At 29.5% G+C, this 23217-nt stretch carries 24 protein-coding genes and 1 riboswitch; of the genes, 10 read left to right on the plus strand and 14 right to left on the minus strand.

The annotated features are described in order from the left end of the window. The first annotated feature begins 25 nt into the window (after positions 1-25). Both AABJ49_RS08025 and AABJ49_RS08030 read left to right on the plus strand, forming a co-directional pair. Positions 26-415, plus strand: coding sequence for a hypothetical protein (locus tag AABJ49_RS08025; RefSeq protein WP_338377742.1), 390 nt, complete (start codon positions 26-28; stop codon positions 413-415). A 2-nt stretch (positions 416-417) separates the two neighbouring features. Then, a complete protein-coding gene (locus AABJ49_RS08030; RefSeq protein ID WP_338377744.1) occupies positions 418-1722 on the plus strand; it encodes a serine hydrolase domain-containing protein in 1305 nt (434 codons plus the stop codon). Between the two features lies 1 nt (position 1723). On the opposite strand, the gene AABJ49_RS08035 is transcribed toward AABJ49_RS08030, so the two are convergent. Further along, positions 1724-2752 (minus strand): LacI family DNA-binding transcriptional regulator, encoded by a 1029-nt coding sequence (locus AABJ49_RS08035; RefSeq protein WP_338377746.1) that lies wholly within the window; start codon positions 2750-2752, stop codon positions 1724-1726. A gap of 242 nt (positions 2753-2994) precedes the next feature. Here AABJ49_RS08035 and rplM point away from each other — a divergent pair, with 242 nt between their 5' ends. The 6 genes from rplM (at position 2995) to AABJ49_RS08065 (ending at position 10323) form a co-directional block, all read left to right on the plus strand. Then, a complete protein-coding gene (gene rplM, locus AABJ49_RS08040) occupies positions 2995-3450 on the plus strand; it encodes a 50S ribosomal protein L13 (protein WP_338377748.1) in 456 nt (151 codons plus the stop codon). Next, complete coding sequence (gene rpsI, locus AABJ49_RS08045; RefSeq protein WP_338377750.1) at positions 3450-3836, plus strand: 30S ribosomal protein S9; 387 nt, start codon at positions 3450-3452, stop codon at positions 3834-3836. The genes rplM and rpsI overlap by 1 nt, the downstream gene beginning before the upstream one ends. Positions 3837-4066: 230 nt before the next feature. Next, positions 4067-4876: a 30S ribosomal protein S2 gene (gene rpsB / locus AABJ49_RS08050; RefSeq protein WP_338377752.1), complete on the plus strand. Its 810-nt coding sequence runs from the start codon at positions 4067-4069 to the stop codon at positions 4874-4876. A 127-nt stretch (positions 4877-5003) separates the two neighbouring features. Next, a complete protein-coding gene (gene tsf, locus AABJ49_RS08055; protein ID WP_338377754.1) occupies positions 5004-5828 on the plus strand; it encodes a translation elongation factor Ts in 825 nt (274 codons plus the stop codon). 142 nt (positions 5829-5970) lie between these two features. Beyond that, complete coding sequence (locus AABJ49_RS08060; RefSeq protein ID WP_338377756.1) at positions 5971-9753, plus strand: TraB/GumN family protein; 3783 nt, start codon at positions 5971-5973, stop codon at positions 9751-9753. Positions 9754-9759: 6 nt separating this feature from the next. Next, positions 9760-10323 carry a DNA-3-methyladenine glycosylase I gene (locus tag AABJ49_RS08065; RefSeq protein ID WP_338377758.1) on the plus strand — a complete coding sequence of 188 codons (564 nt, stop codon included), beginning with the start codon at positions 9760-9762 and terminating at the stop codon, positions 10321-10323. Positions 10324-10359: 36 nt separating this feature from the next. On the opposite strand, the gene AABJ49_RS08070 is transcribed toward AABJ49_RS08065, so the two are convergent. From AABJ49_RS08070 to AABJ49_RS08085, 4 genes are all read right to left on the minus strand, one after another. Next, the gene (locus AABJ49_RS08070) at positions 10360-10785 is read right to left on the minus strand and encodes a hypothetical protein (RefSeq protein WP_338377761.1); all 426 of its coding nucleotides are present in this window, start codon (positions 10783-10785) and stop codon (positions 10360-10362) included. A 99-nt stretch (positions 10786-10884) separates the two neighbouring features. After that, positions 10885-11523, minus strand: a complete 639-nt coding sequence (aat, locus tag AABJ49_RS08075; RefSeq protein WP_338377763.1) for a leucyl/phenylalanyl-tRNA--protein transferase — start codon at positions 11521-11523, stop codon at positions 10885-10887. A 119-nt stretch (positions 11524-11642) separates the two neighbouring features. After that, entirely contained in the window at positions 11643-12017 is a 375-nt protein-coding gene (locus AABJ49_RS08080) for a DUF3127 domain-containing protein (protein WP_338377765.1), read from the minus strand. A 12-nt stretch (positions 12018-12029) separates the two neighbouring features. After that, positions 12030-12905 (minus strand): flavin reductase family protein, encoded by an 876-nt coding sequence (locus AABJ49_RS08085; RefSeq protein ID WP_338377767.1) that lies wholly within the window; start codon positions 12903-12905, stop codon positions 12030-12032. A gap of 100 nt (positions 12906-13005) precedes the next feature. Here AABJ49_RS08085 and AABJ49_RS08090 point away from each other — a divergent pair, with 100 nt between their 5' ends. Next, positions 13006-14151: a HAMP domain-containing sensor histidine kinase gene (locus AABJ49_RS08090; RefSeq protein ID WP_338377769.1), complete on the plus strand. Its 1146-nt coding sequence runs from the start codon at positions 13006-13008 to the stop codon at positions 14149-14151. On the opposite strand, the gene AABJ49_RS08095 is transcribed toward AABJ49_RS08090, so the two are convergent. From AABJ49_RS08095 to greA, 3 genes are read right to left on the minus strand one after another with little or no spacing between them, the layout of a single operon-like run. Then, a complete protein-coding gene (locus tag AABJ49_RS08095; RefSeq protein ID WP_338377771.1) occupies positions 14141-15289 on the minus strand; it encodes a transglutaminase domain-containing protein in 1149 nt (382 codons plus the stop codon). The genes AABJ49_RS08090 and AABJ49_RS08095 overlap by 11 nt on opposite strands. A gap of 36 nt (positions 15290-15325) precedes the next feature. Continuing rightward, positions 15326-15718, minus strand: coding sequence for an HIT family protein (locus AABJ49_RS08100; protein WP_338377773.1), 393 nt, complete (start codon positions 15716-15718; stop codon positions 15326-15328). Positions 15719-15756: 38 nt separating this feature from the next. Next, a complete protein-coding gene (greA, locus tag AABJ49_RS08105) occupies positions 15757-16230 on the minus strand; it encodes a transcription elongation factor GreA (protein ID WP_338377775.1) in 474 nt (157 codons plus the stop codon). A gap of 158 nt (positions 16231-16388) precedes the next feature. Between greA and AABJ49_RS08110 the strand changes: the two genes are divergently transcribed. Further along, positions 16389-16808 carry a hypothetical protein gene (locus AABJ49_RS08110; protein WP_338377776.1) on the plus strand — a complete coding sequence of 140 codons (420 nt, stop codon included), beginning with the start codon at positions 16389-16391 and terminating at the stop codon, positions 16806-16808. Positions 16809-16842: 34 nt separating this feature from the next. Here AABJ49_RS08110 and AABJ49_RS08115 read toward each other — a convergent pair whose 3' ends face one another. The 6 genes from AABJ49_RS08115 to AABJ49_RS08140 form a co-directional block, all read right to left on the minus strand. Next, entirely contained in the window at positions 16843-19026 is a 2184-nt protein-coding gene (locus AABJ49_RS08115; RefSeq protein ID WP_338377777.1) for a TonB-dependent receptor, read from the minus strand. Positions 19027-19110: 84 nt separating this feature from the next. Continuing rightward, positions 19111-19206, minus strand: a riboswitch (TPP riboswitch). A 70-nt stretch (positions 19207-19276) separates the two neighbouring features. Beyond that, entirely contained in the window at positions 19277-19678 is a 402-nt protein-coding gene (gene arfB, locus AABJ49_RS08120; RefSeq protein WP_338377778.1) for an alternative ribosome rescue aminoacyl-tRNA hydrolase ArfB, read from the minus strand. Between the two features lies 1 nt (position 19679). Beyond that, positions 19680-21221, minus strand: coding sequence for a DUF4301 family protein (locus AABJ49_RS08125; RefSeq protein ID WP_338377779.1), 1542 nt, complete (start codon positions 21219-21221; stop codon positions 19680-19682). Continuing rightward, a complete protein-coding gene (pnuC, locus tag AABJ49_RS08130; protein ID WP_338377780.1) occupies positions 21191-21805 on the minus strand; it encodes a nicotinamide riboside transporter PnuC in 615 nt (204 codons plus the stop codon). Before pnuC ends, AABJ49_RS08125 begins: the two co-directional genes overlap by 31 nt. Then, positions 21802-22518, minus strand: a complete 717-nt coding sequence (locus AABJ49_RS08135) for a geranylgeranylglyceryl/heptaprenylglyceryl phosphate synthase (RefSeq protein WP_338377781.1) — start codon at positions 22516-22518, stop codon at positions 21802-21804. Before AABJ49_RS08135 ends, pnuC begins: the two co-directional genes overlap by 4 nt. Beyond that, positions 22511-23152, minus strand: a complete 642-nt coding sequence (locus AABJ49_RS08140; RefSeq protein WP_338377782.1) for a 4'-phosphopantetheinyl transferase superfamily protein — start codon at positions 23150-23152, stop codon at positions 22511-22513. Before AABJ49_RS08140 ends, AABJ49_RS08135 begins: the two co-directional genes overlap by 8 nt. Positions 23153-23217: the final 65 nt, after the last annotated feature.

Consider the following 23217-nt stretch of genomic DNA (forward strand, 5'->3'; position numbering starts at 1 on the left):
AATTGCATCTATAAATAAAAACATTATGAAACATTTATTTAAATTATTTGCGATTCTATTGTTATTTCAAAGCTTTCAATGTGAAAAAGATGTTGAAGAAAATAAAAATAATACTCTTAAACTTCAGTTAAATCAAGAAAAACAAGAAATACTAGATTATATAGCATCATTTCCTTGTCAAGAATCCATTGGTTGTGATTTCATAGCTTTTGGTTCAAAACCTTGTGGTGGTCCATGGGAATATTTAGTTTTTTCAAACGCTGTTGATTTAGTTTATCTATCTGACAAAGTTGAAAATTACAATAAATTAGAAAATCAATACAACATACAAACCAATGCAATCTCAGATTGTTCTTTAGCAAGTCCTCCATCAGAAGTAGGTTGTGTAAATGGTGTTTGTGGAATAATTAATTAAACATGAAAAAAATAGTAATACTTTTTATTTTATTTACAACTATTGGATTCACTCAAGAACGTTTCCAAAGATTAGATAGTTTATTGACTTATCTAAACGACAACAATAAGTTTATGGGTTCTGTTTCCTTACGAGAAGGAAATGAGGTTGTTTTTTCAAAAGCTTATGGTTTTGCTGATATTGATGCAAAAATAAAAGCTGATAATACTACCAAATATAAAATTGGTTCTATTACTAAAACATTCACAGCAACAATTATAATGCAATTGATTGAAGAAAAAAAATTGCGTTTAGAAAGTAAATTGACCAAGTTTTATCCGAAAGTTCAAAATGCCGATAAAATTTCTATTTATGATTTATTGCATCATCGCACAGGAATTCTAGATTATATCAATCAAGATTCTCTTTCTGTGGAAGATTTTGCAAGTGATAATTTAAAAGATGTTATTTACAATAAAATAACTAATTACGAATCTATTTTTGAACCAGGTTCACAATTTTTATACAGCAATTCAAATTATTATTTACTAGGTGGAATTATTGAAAAACTTACTAATTTATCCTATGAAAAAAATGTAGAAAATAGAATTATCAAAAAATTAGGTTTAAAAAACACTTACTATCCAACAGACAAAGTAAACTCTTCAGATAAAGAAAGCTATTCCTATATATATAATGGCTCAACTTGGGAGAAAATTCCTGAATGGGGAAAAGATGTTGCTTTTGCTGCAGGAGAAATAGTTTCCACACCTGATGATTTAACACTTTTTATGCATAGTTTATTGAATGGAAAATTAGTCAAGAGTAATTCTTTAACTCAAATGAAAGAATTAAAAGATGGTTACGGAATGGCTTTGATGCAATTTCCCTTTGGAGAACGAAAATTTTATGGTCACACTGGAGGAATTGAAGGTTTTAGATCTGTGGTTGGTTATTATCCTAATGATAATTTAGCGGTTTCATTGATTGTTAATGGCGATAATTTTAATAGAAATGATATTATGATTGGTATTTTAAGCATTTATTATAAAATTCCATTCCCTTTTCCAAATTTTGACAAAATAGATAATACTGTTTTACAGAAATATGTTGGAACTTATGCTTCTAAAGATATTCCGCTAAAAATTAATATTACTGTAAAAGATGGTGAATTAATTGCACAAGCAACCGGACAAAGTTCTTTTCCATTAACACCTAAGAGTGAAACTGAATTCATATTTCAAACCGCAGGAATTGAAATGGATTTTGAAGAAAATCAACTTATTTTAAAACAAGGTGGGCAAAAATTTAAATTTATTAAAGAATAACTTAAATTTTCTTTGTGGATTCTCTCTGACGTAATTCTGTCTTAATCACAAGCGTTTTATATTCAGGAATTTCTTTGCTAGATTTATCTTCAAGTCTGTCAATTAGTAAATCTGCAGCATTTATTCCAATTTCTGGAGCATGTTGACTTACTGTTGAAAGGCTTGGAGTTAATCTTTTTGACCAAACTCCATCAGCGAAACCAATAAAATTTAATTCATCCGGAATTTTAAAACCTTTTTTTAAAGCCAATCTAAATGCTGTAGTTGTAGCAACCTCATTTAAAGCAAATATTCCGTCAATTTTTTTTGAACATAACAACTCTTTTAATTTAGCTTCAAAAGTTTCAAGATTGTTTTCAAGAATAACTAATTCTTCATCAATAATCTGATTTTTACTTTTAATAGCTTTCTTAAAACCTTCTAATCTTAGTTTACCAACACTAACATTATCGATAGTAGAGAGTAACGCAATTTTTCTACAACCAAGTTTTATTAAATGATTTGTTGCATTAAAAGCAGAATCAAAGTCATCGACTATAACTTTATCACATTTTATTTCATCAGCAACTCTATCAAACATAACTATAGGAGTTCCACTATTAAGAATGTCTTTAATATGAGTATATTTTTTTTCCGCTTGAGTTTCTTCAGCAAGTGAAATAATAAAACCATCGATAGTTCCATTATTAAGCATTTCCATCACTTGCTCTTCTTTCTTTTGAGATTCATTAGAAATCCCAGTGATAACATTATAACCTCTTTCAAGAGCACGTTTTTCTATTCCACTAAAAACTTTAGCAAAAAAGGGATTTAATATATTAGGTATAATTACACCAATAGTGTTAGTACGTTGATTTTTTAAATTCTTTGCTATACTATTAGGTTTATAATTCTTTAACGCAGCAAATTCTTTAATTTTAATTTTAGTACTCTCACTAATTTCTGAACTATCACTAAGTGCTTTAGATACTGTAGAAACAGAAACACCTAGTTCTTTCGCAATTTGTTTTAATGTGGCTTTTACTTTCATAACTTGTTAAAAAGGTAAAATTAGTGATTTTTAAATAACATTTTGAACTTGAGCACAATAAAATTAAATATTTTATTATCACAATATAATTCTCAAAATATATTGCCACATTATAACTACTTCATATACAATATAAATAATATTGCATTAGGTGTTTGGTAATATAATAAATAATTGTACTTTTGCACTCCCTTACCCGAACCATCGGAAGGGAATGGAATGTTTAATTAAAATAAATTATTGTGAACACATTAAGCTACAAGACAGTTTCAGCAAACAAAGCCACAGTTGATAAACAGTGGGTTGTTGTAGATGCTGAAGGTCATAACTTAGGTCGTTTATCTACAAAAGTTGCAATGCTTTTAAGAGGTAAATACAAACCAAGTTATACACCGCACGTTGACTGTGGAGATAACGTAATCGTTATCAATGCAGAAAAAATCAACCTGACTGGTAACAAGCTAGACGAAAAAACATATATTCGTCACACAGGTTACCCAGGAGGACAAAGAAGTTTAACTGCTAAAGTAATGCAACAAAAAAACCCTGCATTATTAGTAGAAAAAGCTGTAAAAGGAATGTTACCTAAAAACAAATTAGGTGCTGAATTATTCCGAAATTTAAATGTATTTGTAGGTGCTGAGCATACTCATGGAGCTCAAAAACCTAAAACCGTTAACCTAAACGATCTTAAGTAATGGGAGTTATTCACAAAATCGGTAGAAGAAAATGTGCTGTGGCACGTGTTTATGTTTCTGAAGGAACAGGTAAAATTACCGTAAACAAAAAAGAATTTGCAACTTACTTCCCAACAGCTACTTTACAGTACAAAGTTATGCAGCCAATGTCTTTGACAGAAAATGCAACAAACTTTGACGTAAAAGTAAACGTTTATGGAGGTGGTTCAACAGGACAAGCAGAAGCTGTAAGAATGGCTATTGCAAGAGCTATGTGCGAAGTTGGAGAAGATAACAGATCTATCCTAAAACCAGAAGGATTACTTACAAGAGATCCAAGAATGGTAGAACGTAAAAAATTCGGTCAGAAAAAAGCAAGAAAAAAATTCCAATTCTCGAAACGTTAATACTGAACTTGTTTCAGTATCTTTCGAAGAGAACTCGATTTATTTCAAGTTGTATCGAATGATTACAAAAGATGCTGAAAATATTTCAGCATAAACAAAATTGAATTTAAAACACAGTTGTCGATATTCCTTCAATTAAAAAAGGGAATTAGTTTAGCATCTAAATTTTCAAGACAAACGCAAGTGACTACTTGAAGATTGCTATAACACGGAACGTAAACTATTACACAATGGCAAACAAAATTGACGTTAAAGAATTATTAGAAGCAGGTGTTCACTTTGGACACATGACTCGTAAGTGGGATCCAAACATGGCTCCTTACATTTATATGGAGCGTAATGGTATACATATCATTAACCTATATAAAACAGCTGCAAAAATTGAAGAAGCTAATGAAGCTTTGAAAAAAATTGCATCTTCAGGTAGAAAAGTACTATTCGTGGCTACCAAAAAACAAGCTAAAGACATCGTAGCAGAAAAAGCTGCTGCTGCAAACATGCCTTACATCACTGAAAGATGGCCAGGTGGAATGCTAACTAACTTCGTTACTATCAGAAAAGCGGTTAAAAAAATGGCTTCTATTGACAGAATGAAGAAAGACGGTACTTTCATGACGTTATCTAAAAAAGAAAGATTACAAGTGGATCGTCTTAGAGCAAAATTAGAAAAGAACTTAGGTTCAATTTCTGACATGACTAGACTTCCAGCTGCTCTTTTTGTAGTTGATGTTAAAGCTGAGCATATCGCAATTAAAGAAGCTCACAAATTAAACATTCCAGTTTTCGCAATGGTTGATACAAACTCTGATCCTCGTGAAGTAGACTATGTAATTCCATCAAACGATGACGCTTCAAAATCAATCGATAAAATTTTATCTTTAGTTACTGGTGCACTTATTGAAGGTTTATCTGAAAGAACTTCTGATGGTGAAGATCAAGAAGAAGGAAAAGAAGTAAAAAAAGCTCCTAAAGCAAAAAAAACAGAAGCAGCTGAACCAGTTGCAGAAGTTAAAGCTGAAGAAACTTCAACAGAAGAATAATATAAAAATTCAGAATTTATAAAATCCAAATTCCAATAAAGCATCAATTAATTGATATTTTAATAAAGTTGGGATTTGGATTTTTATAGTTTAAGACTTTAAATTTACAATTAAAAAATAAATTATTATGGCAACAATTACTGCTGCAGACGTAAATAAATTAAGAACAATCACTGGTGCAGGTATGATGGACTGCAAAAAAGCGTTGGTTGAAGCTGATGGCGATTTTGATTTAGCAATCGAAAACCTTAGAAAAAAAGGACAAAAAGTTGCTGCTAATCGTTCTGATAGAGAATCAACTGAAGGTGCTGCAATTGCTGTTGTTAATGCAGACAATACTGCTGGTGTTGTTATCACATTAAACTGTGAAACTGACTTCGTAGGAAAAAACGAAAGTTTCGTAAAATTAGCTACTGATTTAGCTAATCAAGCATTACAATTTAATACTAAAGAAGAATTATTAGCTTCTGATTTCAACGGAATCACTGTAGCTGACAAATTAATCGAGCAAACTGGAGTTATTGGAGAAAAAATTGAAATCAATTCTTTCGAAAGATTGGAAGGAGCTTTTATTGGCTCTTACATTCACGCTGGTAACAAAATCGCTACATTAACTGCATTATCTGCTAATGTTAAAGGTGCTGAAGAAGCTGCAAGAAATGTATCTATGCAAGCTGCTGCCATGAACCCAATCGCGTTAAACGAAGATGGTGTTGATGCTGCTGTTATTGAAAAAGAAATTGAAATCGCTAAAGATCAATTACGTGCTGAAGGAAAACCAGAAGCAATGTTAGATAATATCGCAAAAGGAAAATTAAACCGTTTCTTTAAAGATAATACTTTAGTAAACCAAGACTTTATTAAAGACGGCTCTATGAGTGTTGCTGCCTATGTAAAATCTGTTAATCCAGATTTAACAGTTACAGGATTCAAAAGAGTTGCTTTGGGATAATACATTTTCTGAACTTGTTTCAGAATCTCACAATTTTAAAAACCTTAATTCGTTATAGAATTAAGGTTTTTTTATTTTAATCAATGTTTTAAAAATTCCATATATTTGAAAAATACTATCATATACATTTATCATATTTTTTATGTCTAAAAAAATCATACTGATTGCACTTTTGTTTGTTTGTTTCACACAAGCACAAGAAAAAAAATATCAAAGTCTTCTTTGGGAAATTAGTGGCAATGGCCTTCAAAAAAACTCTTATGTATACGGCTCCATGCATGTAAGTGAAAAAGTCTCTTATCATTTATCAGATGCTTTTTTTAAACATCTTATGGAAGCTGATATGGTTGCTAATGAAAGTGATCCAACAACTTGGTCAGATTTGTATAACATTTTTAGTGGAATGTATGGTAGCAATTATGGATACGGTGCTTTTTATAGCAATTTCTACATCACAAAACCCAAAAAAGAAGATTTATATCCTTTGTTTAGAGGTACAAATTATAATTTAATTGGACTACTTTCAAGAACTAATGAAATGAACAAAGATTATCAAGAAGACACTTATCTTGATATGTTTATTTATAGAACTGGAAGAAAATATGGTAAAAAAACATTGGGCTTAGAAGATGTAAAGTCTTCCACAATCAACATCATGAAGGCTGAAGCCAATGTAAAACCAAAAGATGTTGAAGAAAATCGTCAAAAATTAAAAAAGCTTCTCAAAAACAAAAACTATAACGAAGCCATGATGGATTACTATCGTGAAAAGGATTTAGACATGTTAGATTCTTTAACGGTTTTATCTTCTTCAGAAACCTATTTAAAAGCCATGTTATATGATAGAAACAAAGACATGGTGAAAAGTATGGATTCTATCATGAAGACTGGAAGCTTATTTGCAGCAATTGGAGCAGCACATCTACCTGGAAAAAATGGAGTTATTGAAGCTCTAAGAGCAAAAGGATATAAAGTGGAACCAGTTTTTGGAGAATACACTGATGAAGGACGAAAAACCAAAAAACAAATAGAAGAATATTTCATCAAACCTGAATTTGAGACTAAAACTTCAACAGATGGAATGCTTTCATTACCACTTTATAAATTAGTTTTAGAAAATGGAGAAAATTTCGAATCACCAGATTTAGCCAATGGTGGTTATATTAATGTAAAAAGAAGTCTTTTAAAGGACTTTATTTCAAAAGACAATACTTTGTTTAATCATAAATCTTTAGACAGTTTATTCTACGAAAATATTCCTGGTGAAATTTTAGACAAAAAATTCTATAACGAAAAAAATTATTTGGTTTATGATATAAAAAGTAAAACCAAAACTAACAATGCTCAACGTTACAGATATTACATCACACCTCTTGAAATTATTGCAGTAATTATGGGTGGTGAAGGAGATTATGTTCGTCAATACGAATCGTTTGTGTTTGATAATATTGTTTTGAAGTCAAATGAAAATAGTACAGAAAAATTTATTCCTAAAAAAGGTGGTTTTGAAGTTGAAGTCCCTTCGTATTATATCACTGAAGGAAATAAAGACTTTGACAAACAGTATGCTGATATAAAATTATTAGCTTATGACGAATCTGAAAAATCAAATTATTTCATTGAAGAACAAACACTTGGTGATAATGAAAATCTAGAAGACACGGAGTTTGAATTGAAAAGAATTCAATATGAATTTTATAACCAACACGATATTGATTCAACGAATACTTCTTTTAACAAAGATAAGATGAGTTTTGTTTCACAATCTAGAATTGGCTCTAAAGATATTTATTTAAAATCTGTCATCAATGGAAGCAAATATTATCTTTTAGGAACTGTGGGAGCTTCAAAAAGTAAAACAGATGCTTTTTTCAATTCATTTACAACCAAAAAATTAAATGCTGAAGTTGAAACTAGAATTTATGTTGATAGTACAGCGATGTTTTCCGTAGAAATTCCAAAAAAACAAAATGAATATTTAGATTTCAGATTTGATAGAGAGTATAACAGCTATCAGAAGAAAGAAAATATTTTCAAAGTTAAATCGAAAGCTTTTTCATTCATGTCTCCAACAGGTAAAGATGTAGAACTTTCATTTTATCAATACCACAAATATGATAGTGAGAAAAATCTGGATTCCGTTTGGAAAGAATTTAGAGAACACATTAAATCTGACTTTGCTAGTACTTCTTATGACAGCTATGATACTGCAATGGAAGCTGTAGAAATGGTTGATGTTAATGTAGAAATGGTTGCTGGTGATATAACTCCATCTGATCTTATCAATGAAAAATCACATAAAAAGAAAAAATTAAGTTACAACATTTCGCGTTGGGATGAAGAGCTTGGTTTCAACAAAAAAGATAAAAATAAAATTGAGTTAGTTGATGAAAAATTAACTTCAAACGCAGATAAAACGGTTCATGAAATGAATGTTATGGCTGTAAAACCCAATTCAAATCAAGCCATTAAATACAAAGCTGTTTTTAAAGATGGTATGTCTTATTTAATGAAAACGTTAGTAGAAAAAGACTATAAGAACGACGATGCTTTTGTGGAAAAAACATTTAATTCGTTCAAACCTTTTGATACCATTATTACACCATCTGTTTTTGAAAATAAATTCAAATATTTTGTAGCTGATGCTTATAGCGAAAATGACACAATAAGATATTCTGCTTTAAAATCGGTTTACTTTTTAGACATATCAAAAGAAGATTTACCTCAAGTAAAAGAATTTTTAGATGGTTTTGAATTCAAACAAGACGAAAATGAAACTCTTGTAGCTCTTTATGAAAAAATTGGACAAATAAAAGATCCAGCAATAATTCCTTATTTAGAAGCTATTTACAAAAAAGAAGATGTTACTACTTCTATTCAATTTGCCATTCTCAACGCATTAACCAATCAGAAAAATAAAGAAGCCTACAAAGTTATAGGAAAGTTACTTGAGTACGATTTACCGCTTTCCGACAACGAATATGAGGTGTCGAGCTTATTTAGCACTTTTGAATATGACATTGAAAATAGTCAAGTCTTATTCCCAGATGTATTTCAATTTTATAGTGTAAATGAATATCACACACCGATTATTGATTTCACAAACAGGTTGATTGAATCTAATTTGGGTAACCCAAAGAAACTAAAATCATACAAGAAAATGTTGTTAACCAATGCCAAATTAGAATACAAACGTGTTTTGAGCTGGAAACAAAAACAAAACATAAAAGAAGATGATGGTTATGGTTATTATGATGATGGAAGTTATGCTCCAACTGAAGAACTGATAAGCTATTTAAACATACTTTATCCGTTTAAAAAAGAAAAAGCTGTAGCTGAATTATATACAAAAGTAGACAGACTTGATGTAGATAATGTGACCATTGGTCTAGCCAAAATACAACTGGACAAAAACAATGAAGTAGACAAAAAAACCATTGAAAAATTGATGGCAAAACCTAAGACAAAATTTGTGGCCTTTCAAATGTTGCATCATACAAAAGAACTAGAAGAATTAAACAAACACGAAGAAGACACAATTGCTTTATCAGGAATGCGATATTTTGATGATTTGAAAAAAGACAAAGACGAAGTTACCTTTTTAGAAAAAAGAATCATTAAACAAGACAAAAAAGAAATTCATTATTTCTTCTACAAAATTGTGGATATAGATGAAGATTCATACAATAAAAATGCAGAAAAAATTGCCGGAATTGCTTTCGTAATGGAAGATGGAAAAATAAATCCACAAGCTTTTAAAAAATTACGTTCAAAAACAATTATTGAGGAAAAAGAAATTGAACCCTATATTAAATCCGTGATTGACGAAAGTATTAATACAAATCATCCACGTGCCACATACCAAAAGTTAAATGATTCATATGATATGTATGGTGGTTATGAAGATGAATATTATGGAGAATAAGCAAAAATGATACAAAAAAACCGTTGTACTTGGTGCGAAAAAGATGATTTATACAGAGATTATCACGATAACGAATGGGGAAAACCCATTTACGATGATGATAAATTATTTGAATTTCTTATTTTAGAAACCTTTCAAGCTGGTTTGAGTTGGTATACTATTTTGGCTAAAAGAGAAAATTTTAGAAAAGCGTTTGATAATTTTGACTATAAAAAAATAGCCCAATACAACGAAACAAAAGTGGAAACTTTATTGCAAGATGAAGGAATTATCAGAAATAAATTAAAAATCAGAGCTACTATTTCAAATGCAATTGCTTTTATTGAAGTGCAAAAAGAATTCGGTAGTTTCTCAAAATACATTTGGAATTTCGTGGATGGAAAACCAATCGACAACAAACCAAAAACATTAAAAGATGTCCCAGCAACTACTCCACTTTCTGATACAATTAGTAAAGATTTAAAAAAACGTGGTTTTAAATTTGTGGGCTCAACAGTTATATATGCTCAAATGCAAGCCACCGGAATGGTTAATGATCATGTAATGAATTGCTTTAGTAGGAATATCTAATTAAAAAAGGGAACATTAGTATGTTCCCTTTTTTAATTATTTTCTTTTCTTATTTTTAATCTTCTTTCCTTTTTTATAAGGTTTACATTTGTACTTCACTTTATGTTCATGATAATGATTATAAGGTTTTGTTCCTCTGTAATCAATTAAAACACGCTGTCCTCGTCTTACATCATACTCTCTGTAACGAGCAGGCAAATATTTAGTTCTCACCCAATTATTATTCGAAAAATGAATATAAACGGAAGAATTTATATCAAAATAGGTCTCAATTTCTGGGTAGTAATAATAAGAAGGAGATTCTACCTCAACATAACGAACTGTTTCCCTTGGAGTTGTATTAATATTTATGCCGACTGAAATGTTTTGAGCCTGAGTTTGTAAAGAAAACACAAATAAGCAACTTATTAATAACATTTTGACCAAGTTTTGATTTCCGATTTTTAAAGCTTTCGTTTCCATGATATTTACATTTTAATGTTATTATCTAGTAGCAAAACCAATTTTTATGCCAAAAAAATCAATTATTCTGTACTAACCTGAAAATCAAAGAATAAAATCTTATTTGCTAGTCAAAATTTTCATAAAATTTTCTCTTGAAATCTCAAAAGCACCTAATTTTTCTAAATGATCATTGTGCACTTGACAATCTAGCAAACGATATTTATTTTCTTTTAGATATTCAATCAGATTTACAAAAGCCACTTTAGAAGCATTTGGCACTTTAGAAAACATACTTTCACCACAGAAAACAGTTCCTAAATCTACACCATACAAACCACCAACCAATTCATCATTTTGCCAAACCTCAACAGACTGAGCAAAGCCTTTTATGTGTATTTCGCAGTATGCATTTATCATATCTTGTGTTATCCAAGTTCCGTTTTGCCCAACTCTTTTTATTTGTTGGCAATTGGTAATTACTTCTTTAAAATTTTGATTGAATGTAACTTTAAAAATGTCACGATTAATAATATTTCGTAAACTTTTCTTGACTTTATAATCGTGAGGATTTACAACCATTCTGTCTGCTGGTGACCACCAAAGAATAGGTTCATCCGCTTCAAACCAAGGAAAAATTCCACTTCTGTAAGCAAGTAGTAATCTTTCTGTTGATAAATCTCCACCAACAGCCAATATACCTTCATAAGAAGCTTCTTCAACAGGTGGAAAATAAAGTTTTTGGGTTACGTAATACATCGTAGAAAAATTCCAATATTAAAAATTCCAAATTCCAAAAAAAGCATTCATAATTATTGAATGTTTATTTATTTGGAATTTGGAATTTATTTCTTTGATTATTCCTTTTTAATTTCTAATTAAAAAGGAAGGTCGTCATGCTCTTCTTCATTGAAGTTTGAAGCTGGTTCAAAAGCATCAGCTGCCGGCATTGGAGCCACATTCCCTTGTGGTGCTTCTGCTTGCATTTTTTCAATTCTCCAACCTTGAATACTGTTGAAATATTTTGTCTCTCCTTGTGGATTAACCCATTCTCTACCTCTTAAATTTATAGAAACTTTTACTTGCACACCTGGAGTATAACTGTTCAATAAATCTGTTTTGTCTTGTGTAAACTCAATCATGATATGTTGAGGATATTGTTCGTCTGTAGTAACAACTAATTCTCTTTTTTTGAACGTTGCACTAATTTGTTGTTCAGGGTTGATAACCTTTACTCTTCCTAAAATTTCCATACTAATTACATTTTATTTTTGAGCTAAAAGCACTTTCCAAGCACTCAAAGCATCGTTATTATCTAAATATTCTTTGGCTTTTTGGTGTTTTTTACCTTCATCATCAGAACTCAAAACACCTTTAACTGCAAAATTTTCTTTTACAAAGATAGCAATTTCTTCTTCATTTGGAATAGCTTCAATATTGCCTAATTTTCCCAAGTCATTTCCATCAAAATAGGTACTTTCTTTAATAAATTCTGGAATATTATCTACTCCAATTCCTAAAGTACTTAAAGGTTTTTCTACTTCAAACAAACCATTAATTGCTCTACTATACCAATTGCCTCCTAGTCTTGAAACCAAATCAATTTTAAGTTGGTCAATCATTCCGTTATCATCCAAAATTGTTTCACTTACATGAATTTTCAACACTTCACAGATGATTAAATTTCCTGCTCCACCTTCTGTTCCTAAAGGAATAATATCATTTACTTTACACTCAAATTGTACAGGACTTTCGGCAACTCTAAAGGGTTTTACAACTTCAGAAGCTAGCATTGTTAAACCTGATTTATCAAACTCATTAACTCCATCAGCATATTCTGTGCTTGACAATGACATTTGTTGCACCATTGCGTAATCTACTATATTAATTACGACCTCTTTTGTAGAATCGCAATTAATCAATGTGTGTTTGGTGGTATTATTTCTAACTCTTCTCGCTGGAGAAAAAACCAGAATTGGTGGATTAGAACTAAACACATTAAAAAAACTAAACGGTGACAAATTCGGATTTCCATTTATATCAACAGTACTGGCAAAAGCAATTGGTCTTGGTGCAATAGCACTTTGCAAATATCCTTGTAATTTAGCCGGAGAAACTTCTTTTGGATTAATCGAAATCATAAAATAACATTTTTACAAATATAATTTTTTAAGATTAAAATCGTTTAAATAAGGTCTTAAATCTTTACTATAAATTTAGTACTTTTAACAAAAAAATTGCATGCAGTTTACCGAAAGAAGCAACTCAACTCGCTGGTTTATTATTATATCTTCCTTTTTAATCGTTTTATTGATTTTATGGAATACCTATAACTTTTTTCAAATTTTTAAAAATGAAGAAAGAAATAAAATGGAGTTATGGGCAAATGCTCAAAAAACACTTGTAAGTACTGATGAAAGCGAATATTTAAATCTAATACTTTTTATTCAACAGACAAACACAACAATTCCAATTATAGTTACAAATGATAATGACGAAATTATAACATTTGCTAATATTGATGAGCCAATTTCAAATGACTCTATCAAACTTGATAACTATTTAAAGGATTTAAAAACAGAGAACAAACCCATTCAAATGGAGAATCAACTGTTGTATTATGCTAATTCCCCATTATTAACTAAACTAAAATATTATCCTATTGCTCTTTTATTGATTATCATTCTTTTTGGAGCCGTAGTGTACAATTTTTACAGAGCCACAAAAATGTCAACCCAAAACAAACTTTGGGCAGGAATGGCAAAAGAAACAGCTCATCAGATAGGAACTCCGCTTTCTTCGCTAATAGGTTGGCTCGAAATTTTAAAATTAGATAATATAGAACCTTCTACTATTGAAGAAATTGAAAAAGACATCAATCGACTTCAAACCATAACCGATAGATTTTCAAAGGTAGGTTCAGAACCTGTTTTAGAAGTAAAAGATATTATTGAAGAAACAAAAAGTTCTTTTGATTATTTAAAAGACAGAAGTTCAAAACAAATAGATTTTAAATTTATAGCTCCAAATAAAAAAATAAATGTAGCTATAAATCCAGCTTTGCATAGTTGGACCATTGAAAATTTAGTCAAAAATGCTATTGATGCTATGAAAGGAAAAGGAAACTTAACTTTAGCTATCGAAGAAAAAGAAGATTACGTTCGTATAAAAGTTACAGATTCAGGAAAAGGAATTCCAAAATCATCTTTTACAAAAGTTTTTGAACCTGGTTTTACTACCAAAAAACGTGGTTGGGGTTTAGGTTTATCTCTAACTAAACGAATTGTTCAAGAATACCACAAAGGAAAAATAAAAGTAGCTCAATCTGAAATTGGGAAAGGAACAACAATGCAAATTAGTTTGAAAAAGACTGATGTTATTTCTTAACTAAAAACATTTTTTTTCGTTCTCTATCACTTTTTGTTAAGTAATCATTTACGAAAGCTTTGTGTGTTTTTGTTTGTTCAATTACATCAATTAAACCTCTTTTAAATTTATTTAAATCATACAAATTATCTTGTCCTACAAAACCTAATTTATATACTTTATCGCTACACTCTTCAAAAATATCTAGTGGATTTTGAATCATTTCTAAAATCTCTTTATCTTCTTTTAAAGGTCGAAATTGAGCGTTTCTGTAGTAAATAAAATCGTTTAATAACTTTATTCCTTCATTGTATTTGTTTGTGATAATATTTAATTCTTTCACATTTGCGTTTAGAGAATATACTTCCAATTGTTTTTTAAGAATTTCAAAACGTTCTTTAGCTAATTTATTTTTATAACCTGTTTGAATCATTCGTTCTTTTAAACCTGCTAATTGTTCATTTTCAGAAAGAGTTAAAAATGTTTTTATACTTTCGTCATAATCAAAAACTTGTTGGTTTTTATCTTGTTGAAAATTCCCATCTATAAAATTTTGTTCTGAAATAGGATAATTTAAAAATTGCCACATGTAATCAAAAGGCATATGCGATTGCAACATTAAAAGTGGTTTTGTTTTATAATATTTGGAACTCAACCTTCTAACAAATTTGCCATTTTGTTTGAATCCAGAATCCCAAGTTGGATCAAAAACATACCAATTGCCATCTTTCATTTTTATCGCATTCCAAGCATGAGATTGGTCAGCAAGAATATTATCTTTTTTGGTGTATCCAGAAATGACTTGACAATTATAGCCTAATTGCGTGACTATATCTTTGAAAAATTTAGCATAATGAATACAAACTCCTTTTTTAGTAGCAATTGTTTTAGAGACCATTTCGTCATCAGAAATTACCAAATTAACCGTAAATTCATGATTAACATCATAAGACACCGTTGAAATTACGTAGTAATATGCTGCTTTAATTTGAGATTCTTCTGAGGAGAATTTTCCTTTGATATAATTAGCAATATCTTTTGATGATTTCTTTTGACTTTCAGGAATAGCTTGCATTGTTTTTTCAACATCTGCATAAATGCTCTTGACTTGAGCCAAAGCAATAGTTTGAAAAAGTAAAAAATAAAATAGATATTTCATAATGCAGTTAAAAACAAAAACTACACCAAAGTGTTTTTAGTTTAAATTTGAAGCTATTTTTTGTGCAATAGTTTCAAATTCTTCTTTTTCTAAACTTACTTTTCGTTGAAAACGCATATCATCCATGTCTTGCAACGGAATTAAATGCACATGAACATGAGGTACTTCTAAACCAACAACAGCCATGCCAACTCGTTTACAATCAATAGATTTTTCAATAGCTTGAGCTACTTTTCTACTGAATTTCATTAAACCCAAATAAAGTTCTTCATCCATATCAAAAATCTTATTGATTTCTTGTTTAGGAACACAAAGCGTATGACCTTTTGCATTTGGATTCACGTCTAAAAAAGCCAAATAGTTTTCATCTTCAGCAATTTTATAACTTGGAATTTCTCCGTTTATTATTTTGGTAAAAATTGAAGCCATCTTTTGGGTATTTGGTTTTGGTAATAATTGAAATAAAATTATCTTGAAACTTCTAAAATTTCAAATTTTAAAACTCCGTTTGGAACAGTGATTTCTGCAATTTCCCCAACAGATTTTCCTAATAGACCTTTTCCAATGGGAGAAGTAACTGATATTTTTCCTGTTTTTAAATCGGCTTCACTTTCAGCTACTAAAGTATAGTTCATTTCCATACCATTAGTTTGGTTTTTGATTTTTACTTTTGATAATACCAAAACTTTTGACAAATCTAATTGTGATTCATCAATTAATCTAGCATTAGCAACAACTTCTTCTAATTTTGAAATTTTCATTTCTAAAAGACCTTGTGCTTCTTTAGCTGCATCATATTCTGCATTCTCAGACAAATCTCCTTTATCTCTTGCATCTGCAATCGCTTGAGAGGCTTTTGGTCGTTCTATACTTTTAAGTTGATCTAATTCATCTCTTAAATGTTTTAATCCTTCTGCTGTGTAATAAGATACTTTACTCATAACTTCATCGTTTATAAAAATAGAAAAAATCCCATACGAGTGGGATTCCTATATGCAAATATAACAAATATTTTGATTAGTAACTTTTTTAGGAAATAATTTTGACTATTAGTCGTTATAAAAACATAAATTTGAAGATTAAACACAAATTATTAAAAATGAAAAAATATATTCTATTTCTTATAATACCTCTTTTTTTTGGTTGCGAAAAAGACAGTGTTGGAAGTAAGAATCCTTTTTTACCAGATTATCCTGTAAATTTGAATGTAAATTTAAACTTACCAACTTATAGTAATCTGCAATTTCCAGGAAATGGGGTTCTAATTACAACTGCTGGAGTTGGAATAAGAGGTATTTTTGTTTTCAATACTGGAAGTGGTTATGTTGCTTTTGATGCTGCTTGTCCCAATCAAGCTTTAAGTGATTGCTCTTCGATGACTCTAAATGGAATTACTGCAAAATGTCCTTGTGACGATGCTGAATATAGTTTGTTTACCGGTTTATCTGAAGGAAAAAATTATCCTATGAAACCTTATCGAACAGAAGTTAATGGAAATATAATTAGGGTTTATAATTAAAGAAGGGAAGTTTAAAAACTTCCCTTTTTTGTATTTAGAATTTCAAGGTCATTCCAGCTAAAAAGTTTATTCCAGCTTGTGGATAAAATCCTGCTCCTTCATAAGTAATAATACTTCCAGAAGAATCATCATCATAAGTATAGAAATAGCCATTTGATTCATATTCAACATCAAACAGATTATTTACTAAACCTGAAAAGATAATAGATTTTATTCCTTTATTAATATTCCATTCATAATTTACATTTAAATCATTGATGAAATATGCATCTAACGTAGAATTTTTTGAATCAATATTTCCCATATATTGTTTACCAACATATTTAGATAATAATGAAACTTGTAGTTTTTTTAATGGTAAAAAAGTAATATTTCCACCTGCAATTACATCTGGAGAAAAAGCAATGTCAGTATCCCCTAGATTTTGTAATTGTCCATCACGTTGAAAGAAAAAATCTCTATTTTTATTTTGGCTCAAAGTTACATTTGGTTGAAAAAATAACTTATCTGTTATCTCTATTTGGGCATCAATTTCAAGTCCAACTCTATAGCTTTTTCCACTGTTAGTAAAAATTGGTGAACCAACATCGTTTAATGCACCTGTTAAAACTAACTGATTGGTGTAATCCATAAAAAAGGCATTGGTATTTACTTTTACTTTTTTAGAATTGTATTTCCAACCTAATTCAAAGTCTTTTAAACGTTCTGATTTCGTGCTTCCACTTTCATAATCATCTCTTCTTGGTTCTTTGTTAGCAATTCCGAAATAACCATAAAACATGTTTTTAGTATTCAATTGATAATTCAAACCAACCTTTGGGTTAAAGAAACGAAATGTATCATTCACATCATCAAATCTAAAACTATCTGCTTGATAGAAAACCATTCTGTATTGTAAATCAGCAAAAACACTTAGTTTACTCATTACTTCTTGAGATATTTTTCCGTATACATTTATATCATCTTTATTTCCAAAATTATCATAATAACGATTTGGACCAGGAATATAAAATTGAGTATTTACAACTTCTCCATAATGTTTTCCTAAATAACGATTTGCTGCTCCACCAATTTGAAGACTAGTCTTCTTATTATCATAATTCAAATTTGCAGTTGCTCCAAAAAAATCGTTATCCAACCATCTTTTTCTAACTAAGTCAGAAATTGTAATTCCATTAAAATCAGGCAAATTGTATTCTAAAAGATTTTCATCTTCTTTGTATTGTTCGAAATACCCTTTTCCAATTGTATAATGTAAAGCAACATTAGAATTCCATTTTGAATTCCATTTTTCTGACCAATGTAATTGAAAATGGTTCTGCCAATAATTATCGGTTTCATTATCATAAAACTGCTCATTTCCATCTTCGTCAAAATAAAGTCCAGCCAGATTATATGTTCTGTCATTTTCCAACTTTTCTTCATCTTCAAGACCATACCAAGCTTGATAAGTTTTCTCTTTTCCACCAAAAGCTAAAAACTTTATTAAAGTATTTTCTTTTACATAATTGGCATTTAAAAAATAGCCAAACATGTTTGTAGAAGCTCTATCAATAAATCCATCAGAAGCAATTTGTGATAATCGACCGTTTATTTCAAAATTATTGTGCAAACCTGTTCCGAATGCTAAAGTGTGTTTTCTTGTTCCAAAACTTCCAGCAGAGTTAGCAATTTCAGCATAAGCTTCCTCTTGATACGATTTTGTTTCCACATTTAAGCTAGCACCAAAAGCTCCAGCTCCGTTTGTAGAAGTTCCAACACCTCTTTGTAACTGAGCACTTTGAATAGAAGAAGCAAAATCAGGTAAGTTTACAAAAAAAGTACCTTGACTTTCACTATCGTTAAAAGGAACACCATTTAATGTAACATTAATTCGAGAACCATCTGAACCTCTAACTCTCATGTAAGTGTAACCTACACCATTTCCAGCGTCTGTTGTTGTAACCACAGAGGGTTGAAAATTTAATAAAACTGGAATGTCTTGTCCAAGATTTCGTTTAGCAATTTCTTCTTTTGAAATGTTGGTAAAAGTGATAGGATCTTTTTCTTTTGCTCTGACAGATGTTAGCACAACTTCTTTTAGTTGCGTAATTTTTGTTGAATCTGTTTCTATTTCTTGTGAAAAAGAAAAAAGAGTAAAGAAAATAGAAAATAGACTTAAATAAGTCTTTGTACTTCGTCGTTTGAACTTTGTACTTTTTGCAAATAATTGTTTCATTCGTAAATAAATTATACAAATAAAAGGGGTAATTATTCTTTGGTTAAAATTAAAATTGAAAACTCCAGACGCAAACAAACGTGCACATTTGCTTTTGTCTTTTCCCTAAACAGCATTACCTGTTCTAGGTTCTATGGGTATAATCTCAGCTCGATATTTAGAGCACCCCTTTGAGACGGTGCAAATATAGTAGAAAGTATTAAGATTTTAGTATTAAGTATTAAGATTTTTTCAAACATTTTTCTTAATACTAAAAGTCAGGTTTTTTTCTATTTTGCTTGATTAATGAAGTGGTTTTTTTAATCTTTAATCTTCTTTCTTTAGAGGCTTTTGTTGCTTTTGTTGCTTTTCTTATTTTGGGTTTTGTTAAGCCTTTTTCGATAATACCAAGAAACCGTTTGGTAACAATTGATTTGTTTTTTACTTGACTTCTGTCTTCATCACAATTTAAAATTAAGATGAAATCTTGTGTCAATTTTGAAGCAATTTTTTCTTTTAAATACGCTTTCTCTTCATCACTTAATCCTTGAGAATTTTCTAAATCAAAACTCAAAACCACTTTAGAAGAAACTTTGTTTACATTTTGTCCACCAGCACCACTACTTCTTACCGCTTTGTAATTTAATTCTGAAAGTAAAATGTCTTTATTCATTTTATGTTTCTTTATCTTCAGGTTGGTGCGAAGGCTTCAATAAATCGTTTACGGTTTTTACAGGATTAAATGTTGACAAAGGAACTTCCACAAAAATTGTAATCCACTTTGCCATGGCTCCATTCCATAAACCAGGTAATTCAAATGATTTTACAGGTTTACCAAATTTGTTTTTTTCAACAATAAATCCCGTATTTGAATCCACAAACTGTGTTAAATCAAATTTATTGTTTTTATAATCTTTAATGCCACAAACCAAATCAACAGGATTAAAGTGAGTTGCTAATTCAACAATTTTCCTTTGTTCTTTGTCTTTTAAATTGATTTGTGAAGTTTCAACAATTTGCAAAGATGAAAGTCCGTTTTCTCCTTTAACCCAAAAAGGACCACCACCAGGCTCACCTTCATTTTTCACCATTCCACAAACACGAATGGGTCTATTTAACTCATTAAAAAGTAATTCGATTTTATATTCTGATTGGAATTTATCAAAATCAATTGGTAAAATAATATTAAGTTTTTCTTTAGCAAATATTTCGATTTCAATAATTAGTTCATTAGAAAGATTTTTAGTTTCTAATATTTCTAAGTATTCAAAAATCTGTTGTTGAGTTTTTAGCAACAATCCTCCTAGAACCTTTTTATATTTTACAATATCAGAAATGTGGTTTTGAGAAACATTATCTATATTTTTAATAAAAATTATATCTGATTTTAATTGATTTAAATTTTCAATCAATGCTCCATGTCCACCTGGTCTAAATAATAAACTTCCATCTTCTAATCTAAAAGGAGAATTGTCTAAATTTACAGCAATAGTATCTGTTGATTCCTTTTGAAAAGAATATGAAACATCTACATGTGGATATTTATTCGTAATATTTTCAAATTGTTTTTGATGTTCTTTTGAAATTGTAAAATGAACTTTAGCTTTTTTACCTTCTTTTTTATAGAAAATTGTTTCATTTAAATGTTCCTCAACCGGTGACAAAACAGAATCTCCTTTAATATGAAATGGCAAAATACCTTTTGGTTTATTGGCAAAATCAAAATGCTCTGATGACAAAAGTGTTTTAATAAATAAATAATCTTTTTCATCTTTTTCTAAATCATAATAATTAGGATTTAATTCGAAAACCTTATTTTTTATTTGTCTGTAAAATGGAAAATCTTTAAGTCCGACAATAAAAACTGGCAAATCATGTTCTTTGTGGTGATTTATATAGGAGTTAATTGTTCCTTTTTCAAAATCAAATTCGGCTAAAAATTCAATTAAAAACTTAAACATTCTACTAGCAGCACCAGAAGCAGGAACGAATTTTTTAATGACTTTTTTTTCTTTATTACTATCAAAAAATTGGCATAAACTTTCAATTTCTTCTGAAGAAAAAATTAAAATTCCATCTCCAATAGTTGCTGATTTTTCAAGATTTACTTTGGATATTCCATTAGTAAAGAATTGAAGTTGTTGTACGATTTTATCAATTGAAATTCCTTTTTCTTGAATTTTTCTTATGTCTCTTTCAGTAAATTTTTCTTCCATTCTAAATAACCATAAATTGCAATTATTGTAAAGATTGCATATTGAATACTTGTAAAAGTATATCCTTTGTAAAAATATAAAGGTAGTGAAACTAAATCACCAATTATCCAAATCAACCAATTTTCTATTTTTCGTTTTGCCATTAGCCACATTCCTACAAAGAAAACCCCTGTTGTAAAAGTATCAACATATGCGGTCCAACTTGTAAATTTATCAAAATATTTATATACCGCAACAACAAAAAGCATTGTAAAAATAAAAATAACAAATCCTTGATAATATTCCTTTGTTTTCATTCGAGAAATAGGAAATTCAGGTTTGTCATCTGTTGTTCTTGTCCAAATATACCAACCATAAACACTCATAGTTGTGTAATATCCATTGATCAACATATCACCTACTAAACCCCATTTATTAAGTAAATAAACAAAAATAATTGTACTGATTATTCCAGTTGGAAACACTAAAATATTGTTTTTTTTAGCGAATAGAACACTTGCTAGTCCAAATAAAATAGCTATTATTTCTAAAGCTATATCGAAAGGCTCATAATCGCTATATTGGGAAAATAAAAACTCTATCATTCTTCAAAAAAATTAGGATTATTTTCAAAAGCTGTTCCGATTACAACCAAATCTGCTCCTGCTTTAAATGCGTTTTCTATTCTTGTTTTAGTTCTAATTCCACCACCAACAATCAATGGAATGTTTATTTTATTTGAAACTGATTTAATCATTTCTAATGGAATTGGCTTTTCTGCACCACTTCCAGCTTCAAGATAAATTAATTTGTTGCCCATATATTCACCGGCTTTTGCGGTTTGACAAACGTACTCAATATCGTTTCTATCTAAAGGTTTGGTTTGACTTACGCGTTCCACAGCACTTTGCTTGCCATTTTCCACTAAAATATAACCCGTTGAAATAACTTCTAAAATGGTTTTTTCGATAATTGGAACCGCATTAACTTGATGTTCGATTAAATATTCTGGATTTCTACCAGAAATCAAATTCAGAAACAAAATCCCATCTGCGTCTTTAGAAATTTGAGAAGGATTTCCTGGGAATAATAGAATTGGTAAACTACAATTTTGTTTTATTTTTTGAATTATTTCACCTATTTTATTCGTTTCCACTATACTTCCACCAACAAAAATGTGAGTAGCAGGAGATTGATTGATTTTTGAAATTAAAACATCTAGAATTTCCAATTTAATATCATCAGGATCAAGTAATATAGCTAATAATTTTTGGCTATTTTCTTTTGCAGCAAGTATTTCTTGGTAAATTTTATGCATTTTCAACTTGTTCTAATGCATACACTAAAGTATAATTTTCTATTTCTTCAAATGCAAAATTATAAAGTGATTTTCTATTCTTGTAATTGACTTCAGCAGTTCCTTTATCATCAATCATTTTGAATGGATGGACAATTATATTTTCAATAAAAAACAATCCTTTTTGATTATATAATTTATAAATAGACTCTTTTGCTCCCCAAACAACTGTCAATAAATTTGTATATTGTTTGTCCTCTTTTTGAATATAATTAAATTCTATATCCACAAATTTTTTAGCAATTAATTGGACTTTATCTCTTCTTAATTCTATGTCAATTCCAACTTTTTTATCACTAATTATTATAGCTGAAAAATCAAAGGAATGTGTAATCGAGATTTCTTTACCATCTTTTAAATGAGGTTTTCCTTTTTCATCATAAAACAAATCAAAATCATCATAACCAGCTGCTTTCAACAAATGTCTAATACTTAAAAAACCATTTTGATGCTTTACATCTTTCATAGATTCCAAGCGTGCTAAAGAAGTATCTTTTAAGGGAATTGATCTAAAAAGCGAATTAAATTCCTCTTCAATTTTCCAAACGTATATTGAAGTTGAGTTATTTAAATGTAGTGTTTTATGGATTGGCATTGAATATTTTACTGAATTTCAAACGATTAAACTACTAAACAATTCACAAAATAAGTGAAATAATT

This window comes from uncultured Flavobacterium sp. (assembly GCF_963922255.1).
Classification (GTDB): Bacteria; Bacteroidota; Bacteroidia; order Flavobacteriales; family Flavobacteriaceae; genus Flavobacterium.